Origin of the sequence: Mangrovicoccus algicola (genome assembly GCF_014903745.1) — a bacterium.
Classification (GTDB): domain Bacteria; phylum Pseudomonadota; class Alphaproteobacteria; order Rhodobacterales; family Rhodobacteraceae; genus Mangrovicoccus; species Mangrovicoccus algicola.
This window is the reverse complement of record NZ_JACVXA010000007.1, coordinates 45,001-62,797: the sequence shown is the minus strand read 5'-3', so window position 1 is coordinate 62,797 and position 17,797 is coordinate 45,001. Positions and strand designations below refer to the sequence as shown.

11 protein-coding genes are annotated in these 17,797 nt (G+C 71.3%); 5 read left to right on the top strand and 6 right to left on the bottom strand.

Going from position 1 to position 17,797, the window contains the following annotated elements; all coding sequences use genetic code 11:
* Positions 1–216: 216 nt before the first annotated feature.
* The 5 genes from ICN82_RS03580 to yghX all read left to right on the top strand — a co-directional run bounded on the left by ICN82_RS03580 (position 217) and on the right by yghX (position 5,224).
* On the top strand, positions 217–1,707 hold the full coding sequence (locus tag ICN82_RS03580; protein ID WP_193179702.1) for a caspase family protein: 1,491 nt from the start codon (positions 217–219) through the stop codon (positions 1,705–1,707).
* 92 nt (positions 1,708–1,799) lie between these two features.
* Positions 1,800–2,600: a hypothetical protein gene (locus tag ICN82_RS03575; RefSeq protein ID WP_193179695.1), complete on the top strand. Its 801-nt coding sequence runs from the start codon at positions 1,800–1,802 to the stop codon at positions 2,598–2,600.
* Positions 2,590–3,195, top strand: a complete 606-nt coding sequence (locus ICN82_RS03570; protein ID WP_193179693.1) for a hypothetical protein — start codon at positions 2,590–2,592, stop codon at positions 3,193–3,195. The genes ICN82_RS03575 and ICN82_RS03570 overlap by 11 nt, the downstream gene beginning before the upstream one ends.
* Positions 3,196–3,571: 376 nt before the next feature.
* Positions 3,572–4,201 carry a class I SAM-dependent methyltransferase gene (locus tag ICN82_RS03565; RefSeq protein WP_193179691.1) on the top strand — a complete coding sequence of 210 codons (630 nt, stop codon included), beginning with the start codon at positions 3,572–3,574 and terminating at the stop codon, positions 4,199–4,201.
* Between the two features lie 105 nt (positions 4,202–4,306).
* Complete coding sequence (gene yghX, locus ICN82_RS03560; protein ID WP_193179689.1) at positions 4,307–5,224, top strand: YghX family hydrolase; 918 nt, start codon at positions 4,307–4,309, stop codon at positions 5,222–5,224.
* Positions 5,225–5,245: 21 nt separating this feature from the next.
* Here the strand turns inward: yghX and ICN82_RS03555 are convergent, their stop codons facing one another.
* From ICN82_RS03555 to ICN82_RS03530, 6 genes are all read right to left on the bottom strand, one after another.
* Positions 5,246–8,323, bottom strand: a complete 3,078-nt coding sequence (locus ICN82_RS03555) for an efflux RND transporter permease subunit (protein WP_193179687.1) — start codon at positions 8,321–8,323, stop codon at positions 5,246–5,248.
* The gene (locus ICN82_RS03550; protein WP_193179685.1) at positions 8,320–9,420 is read right to left on the bottom strand and encodes an efflux RND transporter periplasmic adaptor subunit; all 1,101 of its coding nucleotides are present in this window, start codon (positions 9,418–9,420) and stop codon (positions 8,320–8,322) included. Before ICN82_RS03550 ends, ICN82_RS03555 begins: the two co-directional genes overlap by 4 nt.
* A gap of 270 nt (positions 9,421–9,690) precedes the next feature.
* On the bottom strand, positions 9,691–11,898 hold the full coding sequence (locus ICN82_RS03545; protein WP_193179683.1) for a FepA family TonB-dependent siderophore receptor: 2,208 nt from the start codon (positions 11,896–11,898) through the stop codon (positions 9,691–9,693).
* A gap of 109 nt (positions 11,899–12,007) precedes the next feature.
* A complete protein-coding gene (locus ICN82_RS03540) occupies positions 12,008–15,880 on the bottom strand; it encodes a non-ribosomal peptide synthetase (RefSeq protein ID WP_193179681.1) in 3,873 nt (1,290 codons plus the stop codon).
* On the bottom strand, positions 15,877–16,122 hold the full coding sequence (locus tag ICN82_RS03535) for a phosphopantetheine-binding protein (RefSeq protein WP_193179679.1): 246 nt from the start codon (positions 16,120–16,122) through the stop codon (positions 15,877–15,879). The genes ICN82_RS03540 and ICN82_RS03535 overlap by 4 nt, the downstream gene beginning before the upstream one ends.
* The gene (locus tag ICN82_RS03530; protein WP_193179677.1) at positions 16,119–17,744 is read right to left on the bottom strand and encodes a (2,3-dihydroxybenzoyl)adenylate synthase; all 1,626 of its coding nucleotides are present in this window, start codon (positions 17,742–17,744) and stop codon (positions 16,119–16,121) included. The genes ICN82_RS03535 and ICN82_RS03530 overlap by 4 nt, the downstream gene beginning before the upstream one ends.
* Between the last annotated feature and the right edge of the window lie 53 nt (positions 17,745–17,797).

Here is a 17,797-nt window from a genome sequence, read left to right as displayed (position 1 = left end):
CTGTTCCGTCTGCTGCGGCCCTGCGATCCTCCTCGCCCGGCTGCGGCGCGGGGACCATCGCGCAGCGGGAGGCGCGGGTAAAATGGATTAACCGGAACTCAGTCATCCGGTTTTCTTATGACGGGCCGGGCGGGGGTGGACATATCGCGGCAATTGCATGGGTTCTGCGGGGCGCCTAGGATGGAGGCGCAGATCGTCCCGCAGGGAGGCCCCCAGATGCCGCGTCCGTCCCCCCGGCGCCCCGCCGCCGCCATCGCCGCCCGGCTGCTGGGGCTTGCGCTGCTGCTGCCCCTGCCTGCGGCCGCGGCAGAACGGGTCGCGCTGGTGATCGGCATGGGCGGCTACGAGGCGCTGGGACCGCTGGACAACCCGGTCCCCGACGCGCGGGCCATCGCCGGAGCGCTGGCAGGGATCGGCTTCGAGGTGACGCAGGTGCTGGATGCGCCGCTGGCGGATCTGCGCGCGGCGATGGGGCGTTTCGCGTTCGAGGCCGAGACCGCCGAGCTGGCGCTGATCTACTTCGCGGGCCATGGCGTGCAGGTGCAGGGCGAGAATTTCCTGCTGCCCGTCGATGCCGCCGCGGCCAGCAATGCCGAGCTGCAGCGGCGGTCCGTTTCGCTAAGGGACTTCCTGGCGACGGTGGACGGGGCGCGGCGGATGCGGATCGTGATCCTCGACAGCTGCCGCGACAATCCGCTGGGCGGGGGCATCGCGCCGGAGCCGGGCGCGGCCGCGCCGCCCTCCGGAATGGCGCCCGCCTCGCCCGAGCGCGGCACCCTGGTGGCCTATGCCGCGCGCGACGGGCAGACCGCGCTTGACGGCACGGACGGCAACAGCCCCTTCGCCGCCGCGCTGGTGGAGAAGCTGACCGTGCCGGGGCTGGAGATCAGCCTGATGTTCCGCCAGGTCCGCGACGAGGTGCTGCGCCGCACCGCCAATCTGCAGGAACCCCATACCTACGGCTCGCTTTCCGGCGTGCCCTATTACATCGCGGGCCCGGCCCGGGGGCAGGACGCGCTGCCTGCCGCCGATCCGGTCCTGGCCTGGGCGTCGCTGCGCCCCGAGGAGGAGGCGCAGCTGGTCGCGCTGGCCGGGGCGGGGGATACGCGTTCCATGGTCGGGCTGGCCTATCGCCACCTCAACGCGGCCGGGGATTTCCGCCCGGCGGAGGCGGTGACGCTGTTCGCCCGCGCCGCGGAGGCGGGATCGCCCGTGGCGCAGTTCGAGCTGGGCAAGCTTTACGAGAAGGGGCTGGGCGTGGAGGCGGACCCGGGCCGGGCGCTGGATCTCTACCGCGCCTCCGCCGCGCAGGAGTTTCCCGATGCGCTGAACGACCTGGGCTACCTGTATTTCCAGGGAGGGCTGGGACTGCGCCCCGACCGGCAGCAGGCGCTGGCCTATTTCGAGCGCGCCGCCGACCAGCGGCATCCCGAGGCGCAGTTCAACTTCGCCGCGCTGATCGATGACGGGCTGGTCCCCGGCAAGGGACCGGCGGAGGCGGCGCGCTATCTCTATGCCGCGCTGCGCTCGGGCAATGCCAGCGTGCTGGAGATCCTTCAGACCCGCTCGGAGATGTTCGGGATCGACACCCGCAAGGCGCTGCAGGGCGAGCTCAGCCGCAATGCCTTCTACGACCAGCCGATCGACGGGCAGTTCGGCGAGGGCACGCGCCGCGGGCTGCGCCGGGCCTACGGGGCGGCGGAATGACCCGGTCCGCCATGGATGCGGATATGCGAATTTGTGCAGGACAGCGCCACGGGCTGCGGTTATGCTGGCGGCAGGAGGAGCGGGACGTCGTGATGCCAAAGCTGTTTTCGATCCGGACCGCGCGGCGGGCGCCGCCGCTTCTGCTGGGGCTGGCGGCGCTGAGCCTGGCCGCCGCGCCGGCCGGGGCCCAGGAAAGCGCCGGCCTGCCCGCCGCCATTCCCGACGCGGCCGATGCCTTCCGCAAGAACGTCACGCTGCTGGGCATTCCTCCCGCCACGGTGGCCCCCGACGGGCTGGTCTTTGCCGCCGCCTCCTGGACCGACCGGCGCGACGGGCTCCATCCGCAGGATGACGCCTCGGTGGCGGCCGGGTTCGGCATGGGGCTGGGCGAGGGGCTGGTGGATCTGCAATTCACCGCCAACATCACCTCGCTGGAGGATGATTTCGGCGATTCCGGCTATCTGTCGGTGAAGGCCTCGCATCGGCTGGCCGGGGCCGCGGTGCCGACCTTCGTGGCGCTGGGGACGGATTTCCTGGGGGCCTGGGGCGATGCCGAGGATCGCGATCCGGGTGTCACGGCCTCGCTGACCATGTTCCCGGTGCTGAGGCTGGGCGCGCAGGCCTTTCCGCTGATGCTGACGCTGGGCGGCGGCGATGCGGTCAGCGATTTCGGCGAGGAGGAGGGGCTGTTCGCCGGGATCGGCATCGGGCTGAGCGAGAGTTTCGGCACCAGCCTGGCCTATAATGGCGACAATTTCGATTTCGGCGGCTCGCTGCGCCTGCCGGGCCTGAGGAACTGGGGGCTGACCGCGATGATGCGCGACGTGTTCGACGAGGATGACCGCCAGCGGGTCGTGGTCTCGGTCAACTGGATTGCGGCCGATGTCTTCTGAGGCGCGGGTCGCGCGGGGTCCGGTCGGGACGGGGCTGGTCGCGATGGCGCTTCTGCTGGGCGGCGGCCCCGCCGGGGCCGGGGACAGCATGGTCGATCCGGTCGGACCGATCTTCGTGCCCGCTCCCGCCGCCCTTTCCGCCGGGGCCGGGGCGGGGCCGGGCGGGGCGGCGGCGGTGCTGCGCGGGGCGGCCGCCTTCTGCGGCGCGCTGCAGCCGGCCTATCAGGTGTCCTGCCTGGGAGACCGCATCGCGGCGGCGGCCGCCGCCCTGCCGCGCGGGCCAGAGACGGCGGAGGCCCGCAAGGCGCTGGAGGCGGCGGCGGCGCGGCTGGACCGGCTGGCCCGGGAGGCGCGCGATCCGGACATGCCGCAGATCACCGCGCGTAGCACCGGGCCGCAGCCGCAGCGCACGCAGGGACCGCTGGTGCCCGTCGCCCCGGCGCGCCAGGCCGATATCCGCGCCGAGGCGCTCGAGGTGGTCGCAGAGGCGCAGACCGTCCTGCTGCGCTCCACCAGCCGCTCGGCCGAGCGGCAGGCCCAGTTCGTGGAGATTGCGCAGGCGCTGGAGTCCGGAAAGGTCCTGCTGCGGTCGTGATCCCGCCCGCAAGGCGCTTTGGCCGCGGCGCGGGCGCTAGGCCGGCGACCCGGTGACGGGGGATGATGCCGCCGCAGCAGAGGGCCCTGCAATCCGCCGTGGGAAAGGCACCGGGCCGGATGGCGAAGGAAGGCCCGACCCGGCCGAAGCCGCGCCGGAGCCCCGGCCGGTCGCGGTCGGGCCCGCGCCTGCCCGGCGGCACTGGCGCCCGGGGGAAGCCCGGGGAGGGCGCCTCACGGCATCGGCGCGCGATTGTGTGGCCCTGGCCTGCGCGGGTGCTTGCCAGATGAGGGTTTTCGACTCAAACTCGTCCGACCCGCGCGCTGCGCTCTGCAGCCGAGGCGGCCCCGCAGTCACAGCCAGGAAAAGGCGATCCATGCCGCGCATCAGAGACGTACCGCTTGCCCGCATCCCGCAGCCCGCCGTGGCGGGCAATTGCACCGACGGGGACGGGCTGCGGCTGTTTCGGTCCTGGATCTCCGACCCCCTGAGGGTTTCCTCGGTCGCGCCCTCGGGGCGGCGCCTGGCGGAGCTGATGACGCGGGAGATCGCGCCGGGCTGCGGCCCGGTGATCGAGCTGGGGCCGGGCACCGGCGTCTTCACCCGGGCGCTGATCGCGCGGGGCATCGCGGAACGCGACCTGACCCTGGTGGAGTTCGGGGCGGAATTCATCCCGGCGCTGCAGGCGCGGTTCCCGGCAGCCCGCATCCTGCAGATGGATGCGGCGCGGCTGGACGAGATCGCCCCCGCCTTCGCGACGCCCCCGGCCCATGTGGTCAGCGGCCTGCCGCTCCTGTCGATGCCGCAGTCCCAGCGGCGGCGCATCCTGGCGGCGGCCTTCGCGCTGCTGCGCCCCGAGGGTCGCCTGTACCAGTTCACCTACGGTCCGCGCCCGCCGGTTGCGCCCGCCACCCTGGCGGCGCTGGGACTGGTGGCCGAACGCGTCGGCGGCACCCTGCGCAACCTGCCCCCGGCCAGCGTCTACCGGTTTCGGCGCGCCGGCTGAACCCGGCTGGTGAGGCTGATGAAGAGGTGAGCGCCGGCCCCGCGATGCCGTGCTAGGCTGCGAGTCGCGGCCCGCGATCAGGCCGCGCCGACAGGGAGACAGGAAATGGACCAGAAGGTGCAGCCGCCGCGCATGACCGCGGCGGATTTCGATCAGCGGCTGCTCGATCTCTACGACTATTATGCCCATGGCCGCATCACCAAGCGCGAGTTTCTCGACCGCGCGGGCAAATACGCAGTGGGCGGGGTCACGGCGCTGGCGCTTCTGGAGATGCTCAGCCCCGATTACGCGCTGGCCCAGCAGGTGCAGTTCACCGATCCCGACATCTTCCCCGAATATGTCGAGTATGACAGTCCCCAGGGGCATGGCACGGTGCGCGGCTATCTGGTGCGCCCGGCAAGGGAGGGCGCGGCGATTGCCGATCCGCTGCCCGCGGTGCTGGTCGTGCACGAGAATCGCGGCCTGAACCCCTATATCGAGGATGTCGCGCGGCGGCTGGCCAAGGCAGGCTACATGGCATTGGCGCCCGACGGGCTCAGCTCGGTCGGCGGCTATCCGGGCAATGACACCGAGGGGCGCGCCCTGCAGGCCACGGTCGATGGCACGAAGCTGATGAATGATTTCTTCGCCGGGTTCGAGCATCTGACGGGGCGCGGGGACGGCACCGGCAAGGTCGGCTGCGTCGGCTTCTGCTATGGCGGCGGCGTCTGCAACGCGCTGGCGGTCGCCTATCCGGAACTGGGCGCATCGGTGCCCTATTACGGGCGGCAGGCGGCGGCGGAGGACGTGCCGCGGATCGAGGCGCCGCTGCTGCTGCAATATGCCGAGCTGGACACCCGCATCAACGAGGGCTGGCCGGCCTACGAGGCGGCGCTGAAGGCGGCCGGCAAGACCTACGAGGCGCATGTCTATCCCGGCGTCAATCACGGGTTCCACAATGACAGCACGCCGCGCTACGACGCCGCGGCGGCGGAGCTCAGCTGGCAGCGCACGCTGGACTGGTTTGCCGCCCATCTGTCGTGAGGGGGCATCCGGTCCGGCGGGTCACTCCGCCGGACCGGGCGCCGCATGGCCCGCGATCGCGCTGGGGCGGCGGCCGATCCTCTCGACCAGCAGGTAGATCACCGGCGTCAGCAGCAGGGTCAGGACGAAGGCGATGCTGAGCCCGCCCGCGATCACCAGCCCGATGGCGCGCCGCGCCTCCGCCCCCGCGCCCTCGGCAAAGGCCAGCGGCACCGCGCCCAGAACCGTGGCGATGGTGGTCATCATCACCGGGCGCAGCCGCGTCACCGCGCCTTCCAGCGCCGCCTCGCGCAGGCCCATGCCTTCCTCGCGCAGCTGGTTGGCGAATTCCACCATCAGGATGCCGTTCTTGGCCATCAGCCCGACCAGCAGCACCAGCCCCACCTGGCTGTAGATGTTCACCGACTGGCCCGCCAGCCACAGCGTGGCGACCGCGCCCGCAAGCCCCACCGGCACGGTCAGCATGATGGTCAGCGGCGTGCGGAAACTCTCGAACTGGGCGGCGAGGACCAGGAAGACGATGGCCAGCGCCATGGCGAAGACCATTGCGACGCCCGAGGAGGAGGCGAGGAAATCCGCCGCCTGCCCGGTCCAGGCCAGGGTCGCGCCCGCAGGCAGCCCCGCCATCGCCGCCTCGACCGCCGCCATCGCCTCGCTCAGGTCCGTGCCCGCGACCAGGTCGGCCTCCATTTCCACCGAATGCAGCCGGTCATAGCGGGTGACGGCGGGCACGGTGGCGCCGGTGGCGATCGAGGCAAAGGCCGAAAGCGGCACCAGGTCGCCGCGATCGTTGCGGATCATGACCGACATCATGTCCTCCAGCGTGTCGCGATCCTCGGGCCGGGCCTGCAGCACCACCGGGTACTGGCGGCCGTCGCGGGAATACTCGCCGACCGAACGGGAGGCGAAGAGCGCCTGCAGCGTCGAGGCCACGGTCTGCGCGTCCAGCCCCAGATCCTGCGCCAGCACCCGGTCCACGGACAGGGTCGCGCCGGGCTGGTTGGCGGCATAGCCGGTCTCGATCCCGTCGAGCCCGCCATAGCCGTCCAGCGCCGCCTGCAGCTCATCGGCCCAGCCCGCGGCGGTTGCGATATCCGGCCCGCCCAGCATCCATTGCAGGCTGCCGCTGTTCGACCCGATGCCCAGCCCGCCGGCCGCGCGCAGATACACCCCCGCCTCGGAGATGCGCGCCAGCTGCGGCCGAAGCCCGGCAATCACCTCCTCCACGCCCAGATCGCGGTCCTCCCAGGGGGCCAGACCGACCAGGATCAGCGCGCGGCGCACCTCGCCGAAGGCGCCGATGATGGAGGTGACGTTGGTGACGGTGCCGTCTTCGACCAGCGGCTGCAGCATGTCCTCGACCCGCGCGGTGACGGCATCGGTGACCGCCAGGCTGGAGCCCTGCTGCGCCGAGACGAACATGATGATGCGCCCACGATCCTCGTCCGGGGTCAGTTTCTGGGGCAGCGTGCCATAGGCCGTCCAGGCGCAGGCGATGGCGAAGGCCGTGCCCGCCAGGAGCGGCAGGGGCCGCGCCAGCATCAGGCCCAGCACGGCGCGATAGCCGCGCTCCAGCCCGCCCAGCACCGCATCGACCGCGCGCGCCAGCCATCCGGCCCGGTTCCTCGCGGGCATCAGCCGCGCCGCCAGAACCGGCGAGAGCGTCAGCGCGACGAAGCCCGACACCGCCACGGCCACGGCCAGCACGATGCCGAATTCGGCGAAAAGCTGGCCGATCTCGCCTTCCATGAAGCTGACCGGCAGGAACACCGCGATCAGCACGGCCGTGGTGGCGATGACCGCGAAATTCACCTGGTTCGCGCCGCGCCGCGCCGCCTCGGCGGGGGGGACGCCCAGCCGCCTGTGGCGCTGGATGTTCTCCAGCACGACGATCGCGTCATCGACCACCAGGCCGATCGCCAGGATCATCGCGAAGAGCGTCAGGATATTGACCGAGAATCCCAGCCCGAGCATCACGATGGCCGCCCCCAGGATCGAGACGGGGATCGTCACGACCGGCACCATGGCCAGCCGGGCGGAGCCCAGGAACAGGAAGATCACCGCGGTCACCAGCAACACCGCCTCGGCGAAGACATGGACCACCTCGCGGATCGAGCTTTCGATGAAGACCGCCTCGTCGGTGGTGACGTCGATGCGCATGTCCCCGGGCAGGGAGGGCCGGATCCGGGCCAGTTCGGCATGGACGGCGCGGGAAATCGCCACGGTATTGGCCTGGGCCTGCGGCAGGACCCCGATCCCCAGGGCGGGGACCCCCTGCGACCGGAAGAAGGACTGGTCGTTTTCCGGGGCGATCTCGATGCGCGCCACATCGCCCAGCCGCAGCGGCCGCAGCCCGTCATCGCGCACCACCATGTCCTCGAATTCCGCGACGGAGGAGAACCGGGTATCGGCGAGGATCTGAAGCTGCCGCGCCCCGGTTTCTATCTCGCCGGCGGGCAGTTCGATATTGCTGGCCTGCAGCGCCGAGACGATATCCCCCGCGGTGATCCCGTGGGCGGCCATGCGGCTGACATCCAGCCAGACGCGCATCGCGGGAACGCGTTCGCCATAGATCTGGGCCGCCGCCACGCCGGGCAACCGCGCCAGCCGGTCGCGCAGCATGCGCTCGGCGAAATCCGACAGTTCCATCGGCGTCATGTCGGCGCTGGTGACGCTCATGCGGATCACCGGATCGCCTTCGTCGTCGTTCTTCTCGACCTCGGGCGTGCCGGCCTCCTCGGGCAGGTCGCCCGTCACCCGGTCGATGGCGCTGCGCACGTCATTGGCGGCGCTGTCGATATCGACCGACGGGTCGAAGGTCAGCTTGCTGCGCATGCGGCCGCGTTCGGATTCCGACTCCATGGAGCGCAGCCCGGCGATCCCCGCCAGCGCGCCCTCGATCACCGCCGTCACCTGGGCGTCGACCACCTCGGGGGAGGCCCCGGTATAGTTGACGCGGACCGTCACCTCGGCCGTGTCGGTCTGGGGCAGTTCGCGCACCGGCAGCCGGGTCAGCGCGACCGCCCCGATCAGCACCACCAGCAGGTTCAGCACGCAGGCCAGGACCGGGCGGCGCAGGCAGAGATCGGGCAGGCTCATGGCCGCGCCCCGGCGGCGGGGAGGGCAGGCTCTGCCGGTGCCACCGCCATCCCGTCCGAGACCCTGTGCAGGTTGGACACGATGACCTGCGCGCCGGGTTCCAGCCCGTCCAGCACCTCGACCAGCCCGTCCGCGCTCTGCCCGGTGACCAGTTCCGCCAGCTGCGCATGGCCGTCCCGCGCCACATGGACCATGGTGCGGTCGCCCTCGACGCTCAGCGCGCGTTCCGGCACGGCCGGGCTCATCCGGTCCTCCAGCAGCAGCGACACCTCCATGAACATCCCCCCCGTCAGCGCGGCATCGGCATTCTCGATGGCCGCGCGGATCAGGATCGACCGGGTCTGGCTGTCGACGCGGGTGTCGATGCCGGTGATCCCCCCGGAGAAGACCCGCCCGGGATAGGCGGCCGAGGTCAATTCCACGGGCAGGCCGGGATCCAGCCGCGCCATGACCGTCTCGGGCACGCGGAATTCGGCCTCGATCACGCTGGGATCGTCCAGGGTCGTGACGATGGTGGACGTGTCGATCATGCCGCCGATTTCCAGCTCGGTCAGCCCGGTCACGCCCGCGAAGGGCGCCCGCAGGGTGCGCTCCTGCAGCGCGACCTCGGCCAGGTCGCGTTCGGCCTCGGCGCGCAGCAGCGCGGCACGCGCGCTCTGCCAGGTGGCATCGGCGGCGGCCCCGCGGGCGCGCAGCGTCTCCTGGCGGTCATAGGCGGCGCGGGCCTCCTCCAGCGTGGCCTCGGCGGATTTCAGCGTCGCGCGTTCAACCGCGTCATCCAGGCGCAGCAGCGGCGCCCCCGCCTCGACGCTCTGCCCCGCGACGAAGAGGATCTCGGTGATGCGCCCCGAGGCATCCGGCAGCAGCGAGATCGCGCGATGTGCCCTTGTGGTGCCGACCGCGCTGACGCGGGTGACGAAGCGGTGGGAGGCGGCGGGAACGGTGGCGACGCGCAGGGGCTCGGCGTCCCGGTCACGGGCCGGTCCCAGCGCCGCCTGGGCGGGGCCCGAGGCCAGGAACCGTTCGCTCAGTTCCAGCCCGCCAAGGCCGGCGGCGACGACGACCGCCGTTCCGATCAGGAGTTTCAGGGCTTGCATGGGCGGGCGCTCCGGATGATCCAGGGACAGTGTCGATGGTCTGCCGCCTCGCGGCAAGCGAATTGAGCGGACCACCGCCGCCGGACCCTGCGGCCGGTCGCCCCTCATGGCCTCAACGCGGAGGCGCGCGGGTTCCGGCGCGGAAAATGTCGTTTTCCCGCATTTTGTTTCCCACCGTCTCCGGCAGGCGCGCCGCGGCCCCGTTCCGAAACGGAAAACACCCCCGGCACGGGGCCGGGGGTGTCCAGATGGTCGCGGATCGCGGGTGGATCAGAAGGTCTGGGTCATCCCGATATAAAAGCCGCGGCCGGGCTCGTTATAGGATTCCGAGCCGTTGCCGGTGCGCTCCAGCGTCTTGTCGAAGATGTTGGTCACGCCGAACTTGATGAAGGCCGCATCCGTCACATCCCAATGCGCGCCGACATTGAAGATCCCGTATTCGCCCTGTTCGACCAGGTCTTCCTCTTCGGTGATCTCGGTATTCTGGCTGAGCGACCGGGTAATGGTCGGGATCGGCCCGTAATAGGTGCCGCTCAGCGTCAGCAGCAGGTCGTCGCGCGCCTGCCAGTCGAGACCGGCATTGATGGTGTAATCGGGCACCAGGCTCAGCGGGTTGCCGGTCTGCTTGTTTTCCGATTCCAGCATGTAGGTCAGGTTGACGTTCAGGCTCAGCGCGCTGCCGATCGGCGCGTTGAAGCTGCCTTCGAGACCGCGGACGACGGCCTCGGGGGTGTTGGCCCATTCGAAGACCGACCCGCCGGTGGCCGGATCGACCGCGCCGTCGACGACATCGGCCGCGATGCGGTCCTTGTAGTCGTTGTGGAAGTAGGTCAGCGTCCCGTCCACCCCGTTCAGGCCGGAATAGGCGACGCCGATTTCCTTGTTGATGCTGTATTCGGGATCGAGGTCGTCATTGCCCTTGATGCGGCAGGGGCCGGAATAGCCCTCGGGGCAGCCGCGCCCGCGGGTGTTGTAGTAGTAGTCGGGGTTCAGCTGGTAGAGGTTCGGCGCCTTGAAGGCCCGCGCGATCCCGCCCTTGATGGTCCAGGCGGCGCTGATCTCGTATTCGGCATTCAGGCTGGGCGAGAGGTTGTCGCCGAAGCGGTCCGAATAGTCATAGCGCAGGCCCGGCGTCAGGATCAGCCGGTCGGTGGCCTGGATGTTGGCCTCGGCATAGACCCCGTAAAGCGCCTGTTCCTTGTAGTCGGAATCCTTGAATTCCAGCCGCGTGTCGCTGATGCTGGAGACGCTGGAGGGCACTTTCTGGTCGATCTTCTCGCCCCGATATTCGGCACCCAGCGTGTAGACGCTCTCGCGGCCCAGGATGGAGCCGTAGATGTCCCATTCGGTCTTGGCGCTGAGCGACTCGTAATCGTTGGTCAGCCAGGCGAAGTCGTCGGCCGACCCGTCGCCGTCGGTATCGGCGCAGTAGCTGTAGGTGCCTTCGCCGCCGCCGGACATCCCCTGGCAGAGCGACTCGTTATGGGTCTTCTCGTACTGGATGTAGCTGAAGGACTCGCCGAATTCGTAGGTCCCGTTATGGGTGATGGCGAAGGTCTCGCGCAGCTCCTTCTTGGTCTCCTCGCCCATCAGCTCTTCGGAGACGCCCGTGGCGAGGCCGGTGCCGAAGCCGCTTTCGCCCGCATATTCGTTGCCCTGGCGCGACCAGCCATATTCGAAGTCCAGCGTGTGGCCTTCCATCATGTGCCAGCGCAGGAAGGCGTTGAGGTCCTTGTTGATGACCCCTTCATAGCCCGCGTTCTCGTCGTCGTTGACGCCCGGATCGTCGGCCTCGGTCTCGTTCCAGCTGCCATAGACGCGGAAGCTCAGCTTCTCGCCGATCGGCCCCGCCACCAGCGCGTTGGTGCGATAGGTCGAACCCTCGTCGTCATTGTCGGGGATCTCGGCATAGCCCGAGAGCTGGGCAAAGAATTCCTCGGGCTTCTTGGTGATGATGTTGACCACGCCGCCCGCGGCGCCCGAGCCGTAGCGCGCCGCCGCCGGGCCGCGCAGGATCTCGATGCGGTCGACCATCTCGGCGGGCACCCAGTTCGAGTCGCCGCGCGTGTCGCGTTCGCCCTGGCGGCCCATCCGCGCCGAGTTGCGCGAGGTCACGGGCTTGCCGTCGATCAGGATCAGGACGTTTTCCGGGCCCATGCCGCGGATGTCGATCTGGCGCTGGTTGCCGCGCTGGCCCGAGGCGCTGTTGCCGGTCAGGTTGACGCCGGGCTGCTTGCGGATGATTTCCGACAGGTCGTTGGTGACCGGCTGCTCGTCGATCTCCTCGGAGGTGACGGTCGTGGAGCCGAGCGCCTGCAGGACCTGGTCTTCCGCGGAAACGAGGATGTTCTCCAGCCGGATCGCCTCGCCGGTCGCGGTGGCTTCCTGCGCGATGACGGCGGAGGCGGCAACGGACGCAATGGCGGTCCCGAGCAGCGCGGACATGGTCCGGCCGCGCACCCAATGAGTGTTACGCATTGGTTTACCTTGTCAAATGAAACGGTACTGGCTCGCTCGGGGTCGCTAGCTCTCCCGCACCGACTGTCACATCACCGCGACAAATGCACGGGACCGTGAGGTTGATGTCTCAATATGTCCGGATTTTGTGTCCCGTTTGCAACTGCGCCTCGCGATGCGTCGCGGGGGCGGAGAAAAAACTCGCAATCCGCGAAGCCTGCGCCGGGGCGATCATCTCGCGGTGGTGGCATTCCAGAGACAGCGTCTCCAGGCGCCCGCAATAGGGCAGCCACAGATCCGGGGCGAATCCCGTCCGCAGATGTTCCAGCCGCGCATGGACATGGCGCACCGTCCCGCGGATCACGGGTTCGCGATGGCCCCGCACCAGCCTGTTGGTGGCCCGCACCGCGCGGATCACCCCGGCGGCTGCCTGCGGCGGCAGCGCCGCCAGCGGATGGCCCCGCGCGGCCAGGAACCCCAGCACCGCGGCCACGTCCTGCAGGTCGCGATGGGCCTCCGGGTCGAACCCCGCCACCGCCAGGATCGCGCGCAGCGCGGCGCCGTCATCGGGTTCGGGTTCGTTGCGCCAGCATTCCGACGGATAGGCATCCAGCAGGCACAGCCGCCCCGGATCGCGGCCGCGCGCCTCGAATTCCGCCGCCATCGCATGGGCGATGATCCCGCCCAGGGACCAGCCGATCAGCGAGACCGGCCCCTCGGGCACCAGGTCCTCTGCCAGATCGGCATAATCCGCGGCCAGCTGCGACAGGCTTTGCGGGTCCGGCCTGCCGGGATCCAGCAGCGGCGATTGCAGCGCGATCACCCGCAGTCCCGGCAATTCCCGCGCCAGCGCCCGGTAGCACCAGCCCAGCCCGCCGGCCGGGTGCACCGCGATCACCGTCCCGGGGCCGGCACCGGGCAGGCGCAGGACCGGGCCCAGCCCGTGATCCGCTGCCGCCTGCCGGTCCAGCCGACGCGCCAGATCCGACAGGACCGGGGTCTCGATCAGCGTGCCGAGGCCCGGATCGCGCCCGGTTTCCGTCTCGATCGCCAGGCACAGCCGCATCGCCGCCAGGGAGTCCCCGCCGGCCGCGAAGAAATCGGTCCGGGGTCCGGCGGGATCGGACAGTCCGAGGATCTCGCCATAGAGGCGCCCCAGCAGCGTCTCGGTCCCCGCTGCCAGCCCGCGCCGTGCCGCGACGGTCCGGGACGGGGCGGGCAGGGCGCGGCGGTCCAGCTTGCCGCTGGGGCTCAGCGGCAGCGCGTCGAGGCAGGCGACCAGCCCCGGCTGCAGCAGCGGCGGCAGCGCCGCCGTCAGCGCCCGCCGGATGGAGGCGGCATCCTCCCCCGGGGCGGGCACGGCCCAGAGCGTCAGATGCGCGCTGCCCGCCGCGTCCTGCCATAGTCCCGCCGCCGCCTGGCGCACGGTGCCCGTCGCCAGCGCCGCCGCCTCGATCTCGCCGGTCTCGATGCGCACGCCGTTCAGCTTCACCTGCCCGTCGGCCCGGCCCAGATAGGTCAGCGCGCCGGTGGCGTCGGCGGTGACGATGTCGCCGGTATCGTACATGCGTTCGCCGGGATGGAACGGATCGGGCAGGAACCGCTCGGCCGTCAGCTCGGGCTGGCCGTGATAGCCCTGCGCCAGCTGCCGCCCGGCGAGGAACAGCCGCCCCGGCACGCCGTCGGGCACCGGCCGCAGGGCATCGTCCAGCACGTAGGTGCGCGTGTTCCAGACCGGCCGCCCGATCGGCACGCTGGCGCCGGTCTCCGTCCCCGTCGCCTCGCGGAAGGTCACATCCACCGCCGCCTCGGTCGGGCCGTAGAGGTTGTGCAGGCGCGCCGCGATGCGCTCGTGGAAGGCCCGCGCCAGATCCGCCGGCAGCGCCTCGCCCGAGGCGAAGACATGCCGCAGGCGCAGCCCCCGGGCCTCGGGCACGTCGAGAAACAGCGCCAGCATCGAGGGCACGAAATGCGCCACCGTCACCCCGGCCTGCCGGATCAGCCCGGCCAGCGCGCGCGGATCGCGATGCGCCCCGGGCGGGGCCACGACCAGCGTCGCGCCCGAGATCGCGGGCAGGAAGAATTCCCAGACGGAGACATCGAAGGTGGCGGGCGTCTTCTGCAGGATGCGGTCCCCGGCGCCGATCGCGTAGGCGTCGCGCATCCACAGCAGCCGGTTGACGATGGCATCATGGGACACGACCACGCCCTTGGGCCGCCCGGTCGAGCCGGACGTGTACAGAAGGTAGGCCGGATCGTCCGGTGCGGGCCCGGCGGGCAGGGCCTGCCGCGGCGCCGCGGGCCAGTCCGCGGGCGAAAGGACCGGCAGCCCGTCCGGGGCATAGCCCCGCTCGGCCAGCACCAGCTCCGGCGCGGCGCGCTCCAGCATGTCGCGGCTGCGCGCCGATCGGTCCTCGGGGTCGAGCGGCACATAGGCGGCGCCGGCACGCAGCACGCCCAGAAGCGCGACGATCAGATCGGCCGAGCGCGGCAGCGCCACCGCCACACGCGTGCCCGGCCCGGCGCCGCGGGCGGCCAGGTCGGCGGCCAGGGCAAGGCTGCGCCGGTCCAGCTCGGCGCGGCTCAGCACCGTGTCGCCGAAGACCACCGCCGGGCGCTCCGGCTCTTCGGCCAGCCCCTGCGCGATCAGCGCCGCCAGCGTGGTCGCGGGCACCGGATGGGCGGTGCGGTTGCGGGTCTCGACATGGGCGCGATGTTCCGCCGGCGTGAGGCTGGGCAGGTCCGCCAGCCGCTCCGCCCCTGCCGCCGCGGTCAGGAAGGCGCGCAGGCGCTCGGCATGGGCGGCGGTCGCGGCAGCGCAGTAGAGCCCGGGATTGGTATCGACCTGCAGCCGCAGCCCGGCAACCCCGGTGCCGCGGAAACAGATGGTCATGTCCTCCACCGCGCCCGCGCCCAGGATCTCCAGCCGCGTGTCCAGCCCCTCGATCCGCGGGCAGGGTTCGAAGGGCAGCACGTTGATCAGCGGGCCGTACAGCCTGCGGCCGCCGCCCAGGCGCCCCGTCTCGCGGCGCAGGCTCTCGCCGCGATAGCGGCCGTGGCGGCGCAGCAGCGCCAGATCCGCGCCCGCCGCCGCCAGCCAGTCCGGCAGCGGCGCCTGCGGGTCCAGGGGCGCGCGCCAGGGCAGGATATTGACCAGCGAGGCGAGAACCCGCGCCGCTTTCGGTCCCATCCGGTTCATCAGCGGAATGCCCGGCACGCAATCGCGATCGGGCGAGAACCGCGCCAGATAGGCGGCGCAAAGCGCCGTCAGCGCATCGGGCCAGCCGATCCCGGCGCGCTCCGCCAGCGCGCAGAGCCGCGCGGAAACCCCGGGCGGCAGCGCCAGTTCGCTGCGATGGAACCACGGCCCGGCCGGCCGCGCCTCCTGTCCCGAGGGACTGCCCACCGCGCCCATGCCGTCCAGGCGGGCATGCCACCAGTCGCGTTCCGCCGCACGGCGCGGATCGGCCTGCCAGGCGGCATCGGCCTCGGCGCGGCGGGACAGCGGCGCCAGCGGGCGGCCCGGATCGCGCCCGGCCGCCTGCGCGCCGTAAAGCGCGGCCAGGCGGTTGGTCACGAGGAGGTTGGCATAGCCATCGGCGATCAGGTGATGCAGCTTCTGGGTCAGCGCATGCCGCGACGGTCCCAGCCGCCACAGGGTGAAGGCCGCCGCCGGACCTGCCGCGAGATCGAAGGGCACGCGCGCCTCGGCCTCGAAGGCCGCCATGGCCGCGGCATCATCCGCACCTTCCAGGGACCGGTGCGCCAGCTGCGGGGCGGGCGCACCGGCGATCTGGCAGGGCCTCTGCGGCGTCTCGTCGAAGCGCAGCCTGAGCGCCTCCGCCTCCGCGCCCAGCATCGCCACCGCGCGTTCCAGCGCGGCCACGTCCAGCCGTCCCTCGAGGAACAGCACCTGCCCGGTATTGAAGGCCGGGCTGTCGGGGGCCAGACGCTGGGCGTACCAGACGCCCAGCTGCTCCTCCAGAAGCGGCGTCGCCGTCATGCCCTTGCCTGCGTCTCGGCGACGATGTCCCACCACTCGTCCAGCGTCTCGACCTCGACGAAGCGCGTGTAGTCCAGCCCCGGCAGCGCCGCCTCCCAAGCGGTCACCAGCTTCAGCAGGCGCACGGAATCGAGCCCCAGATCCAGCAGGCTGTCCCCGCCGCCGATCTCTTCGGGGTCGATCCCCAGCTGGGCGGCGATGTCGGCGCGCATCTGCGCGCGGGTCAGGGGGGCGGTCGTCATTGTTCTTTCCTTGCCTCTGCCTCGGCCTTCAGCGTCTCGCGCAGGCTGCGGCGGCTGATCTTGCCCACGGCCGTGACGTCCAGCGCCGCGACCATGCGGATTTCGTCGGGGATCTTGAAGGCGGCGATGTCGCGCCCGCGCATGAAGCGGCGCAGCTCCGCCGGTTTCGGCGCGGTCCCGGCCCGGCCCAGGATGAAGGCGCAGCTGCGTTCGCCCAGCACCGCGTCGGGGATGGAAACGACGACCGCATCCTGCACGTCGGGATGGGCGATCAGGTGGTCCTCGATCTCCTCGGCCGAGATCTTCTCGCCCGCGCGGTTGATATGGTCGCCCGCGCGGCCCATCACCACCAGATGCCCCGAGCCCTGCCGCGCGACGATGTCGCCCGAGCGGTACCAGCCGCCCGGCTCGAAGCTGCGGGCGTTGGCGCCCGGCTCGTCGTGATAGCCGCGGATCGTGTAGGGCCCCCGGGTCAGCAGGTGGCCCGCCATGCCGTCGGGCACCGGGTCGCCCGCATCGTCGACCACGCGGATCTCGTCATCGGGGCTGATCGGGCGGCCCTGGGTTTCGGTGATGACCTCCTCGGGATCGTCCAGCCGGGTGTAGTTCACCAGCCCCTCGGCCATGCCGAAGACCTGCTGCAGCGTGCAGCCCAGCAAGGGCCGCACCCGGCGCGCCGCCTCGGGCAGGAATTTCGCGCCGCCCACCTGCAGGACCTGCAGCGTCGGGATGTCCGGCCGGGTCTCGGCGGCGGCATCGAGCCAGGTCAGCGCCAGCGGCGGCACCAGCGCGGTGATCGTCACCGCCTCTTCGCGGATCAGGCGGAAACAGGCCTCGGGCGTGGCGACCGGACCCAGCACGACCGTGCCCCCGGCATAGAGCGTGCCGAAGGTGCCGGGCGAGCTCATGGTGAAGTTATGCGCCACCGGCAGCGCCGCCAGATAGCGGCTGTCGCCGTCGAGCCCCGAGATCCGGGCGCTTTCGCGCAGGGTGTAGATATAGTCGTCATGGGTGCGCGGGATCAGCTTGGGCAGGCCGGTCGAGCCGCCCGAGATTTGCAGGAAGGCCACCGATTGCGGATCGGGATCGGCAGGCAGGCCGGCTGGATCGCCCGCGACGGCGGCCATCTCCGCGGCGCCCCCGGCGCTGCCTGCGACGATGACATGCTCCAGCGCGGGCAGCTCGTCCTTCAGCGACAGCGCCAGAGCGGCATGGTCGAACCCGGCGATCCGCGCCTCGATGATCATGCCCCGCGCGCCGGACCTGGCCAGAAGATGTGCGATCTCGGTGCGCCGATGCGCGGGCAGCGCATAAACCGGGATCAGACCGGCGGCGAAGAGGCCGAAGACCGCGGTGAAGAACTCGGGGCAATTGCCCATCTGCACCAGCACCCGGTCGCCGGGGACGAGCCCGCGCGCCAGAAGTCCCGCGCCGAAGGCCTGCGCCCCGGCGGCCAGCTCGGCATAGGTCATCCTGCGGCCATTGCCGACCACCGCCTCGCGCGTGCCATGTGCCGCGGCGCGCGCGCGCAGGAGCGCCGGGAAGGTCTCGCCCCGCCAATGGCCGCGGGCGCGGTACCGCGCGGCGAAATCCTCGGGCCAGATCTGGGTGATCTCGGGCATCGTCTGTCTTCCTGTCCGTCGGGAGGCCGGGCGGAAGGGATCCCGCCCGGCCG

Bases quoted from the DNA above. Each gene is read 5' to 3' on its own strand.
- ICN82_RS03530 (WP_193179677.1), bottom strand. From the start codon at position 17,744: ATGCCCGAGATCACCCAGATCTGGCCCGAGGATTTCGCCGCGCGGTAC.
- ICN82_RS03575 (WP_193179695.1), top strand. From the start codon at position 1,800: ATGCCAAAGCTGTTTTCGATCCGGACCGCGCGGCGGGCGCCGCCGCTT.
- ICN82_RS03540 (WP_193179681.1), bottom strand. From the start codon at position 15,880: ATGACGGCGACGCCGCTTCTGGAGGAGCAGCTGGGCGTCTGGTACGCC.
- ICN82_RS03580 (WP_193179702.1), top strand. From the start codon at position 217: ATGCCGCGTCCGTCCCCCCGGCGCCCCGCCGCCGCCATCGCCGCCCGG.
- ICN82_RS03545 (WP_193179683.1), bottom strand. From the start codon at position 11,898: ATGCGTAACACTCATTGGGTGCGCGGCCGGACCATGTCCGCGCTGCTC.
- yghX (WP_193179689.1), top strand. From the start codon at position 4,307: ATGGACCAGAAGGTGCAGCCGCCGCGCATGACCGCGGCGGATTTCGAT.
- ICN82_RS03565 (WP_193179691.1), top strand. From the start codon at position 3,572: ATGCCGCGCATCAGAGACGTACCGCTTGCCCGCATCCCGCAGCCCGCC.
- ICN82_RS03570 (WP_193179693.1), top strand. From the start codon at position 2,590: ATGTCTTCTGAGGCGCGGGTCGCGCGGGGTCCGGTCGGGACGGGGCTG.
- ICN82_RS03535 (WP_193179679.1), bottom strand. From the start codon at position 16,122: ATGACGACCGCCCCCCTGACCCGCGCGCAGATGCGCGCCGACATCGCC.
- ICN82_RS03550 (WP_193179685.1), bottom strand. From the start codon at position 9,420: ATGCAAGCCCTGAAACTCCTGATCGGAACGGCGGTCGTCGTCGCCGCC.
- ICN82_RS03555 (WP_193179687.1), bottom strand. From the start codon at position 8,323: ATGAGCCTGCCCGATCTCTGCCTGCGCCGCCCGGTCCTGGCCTGCGTG.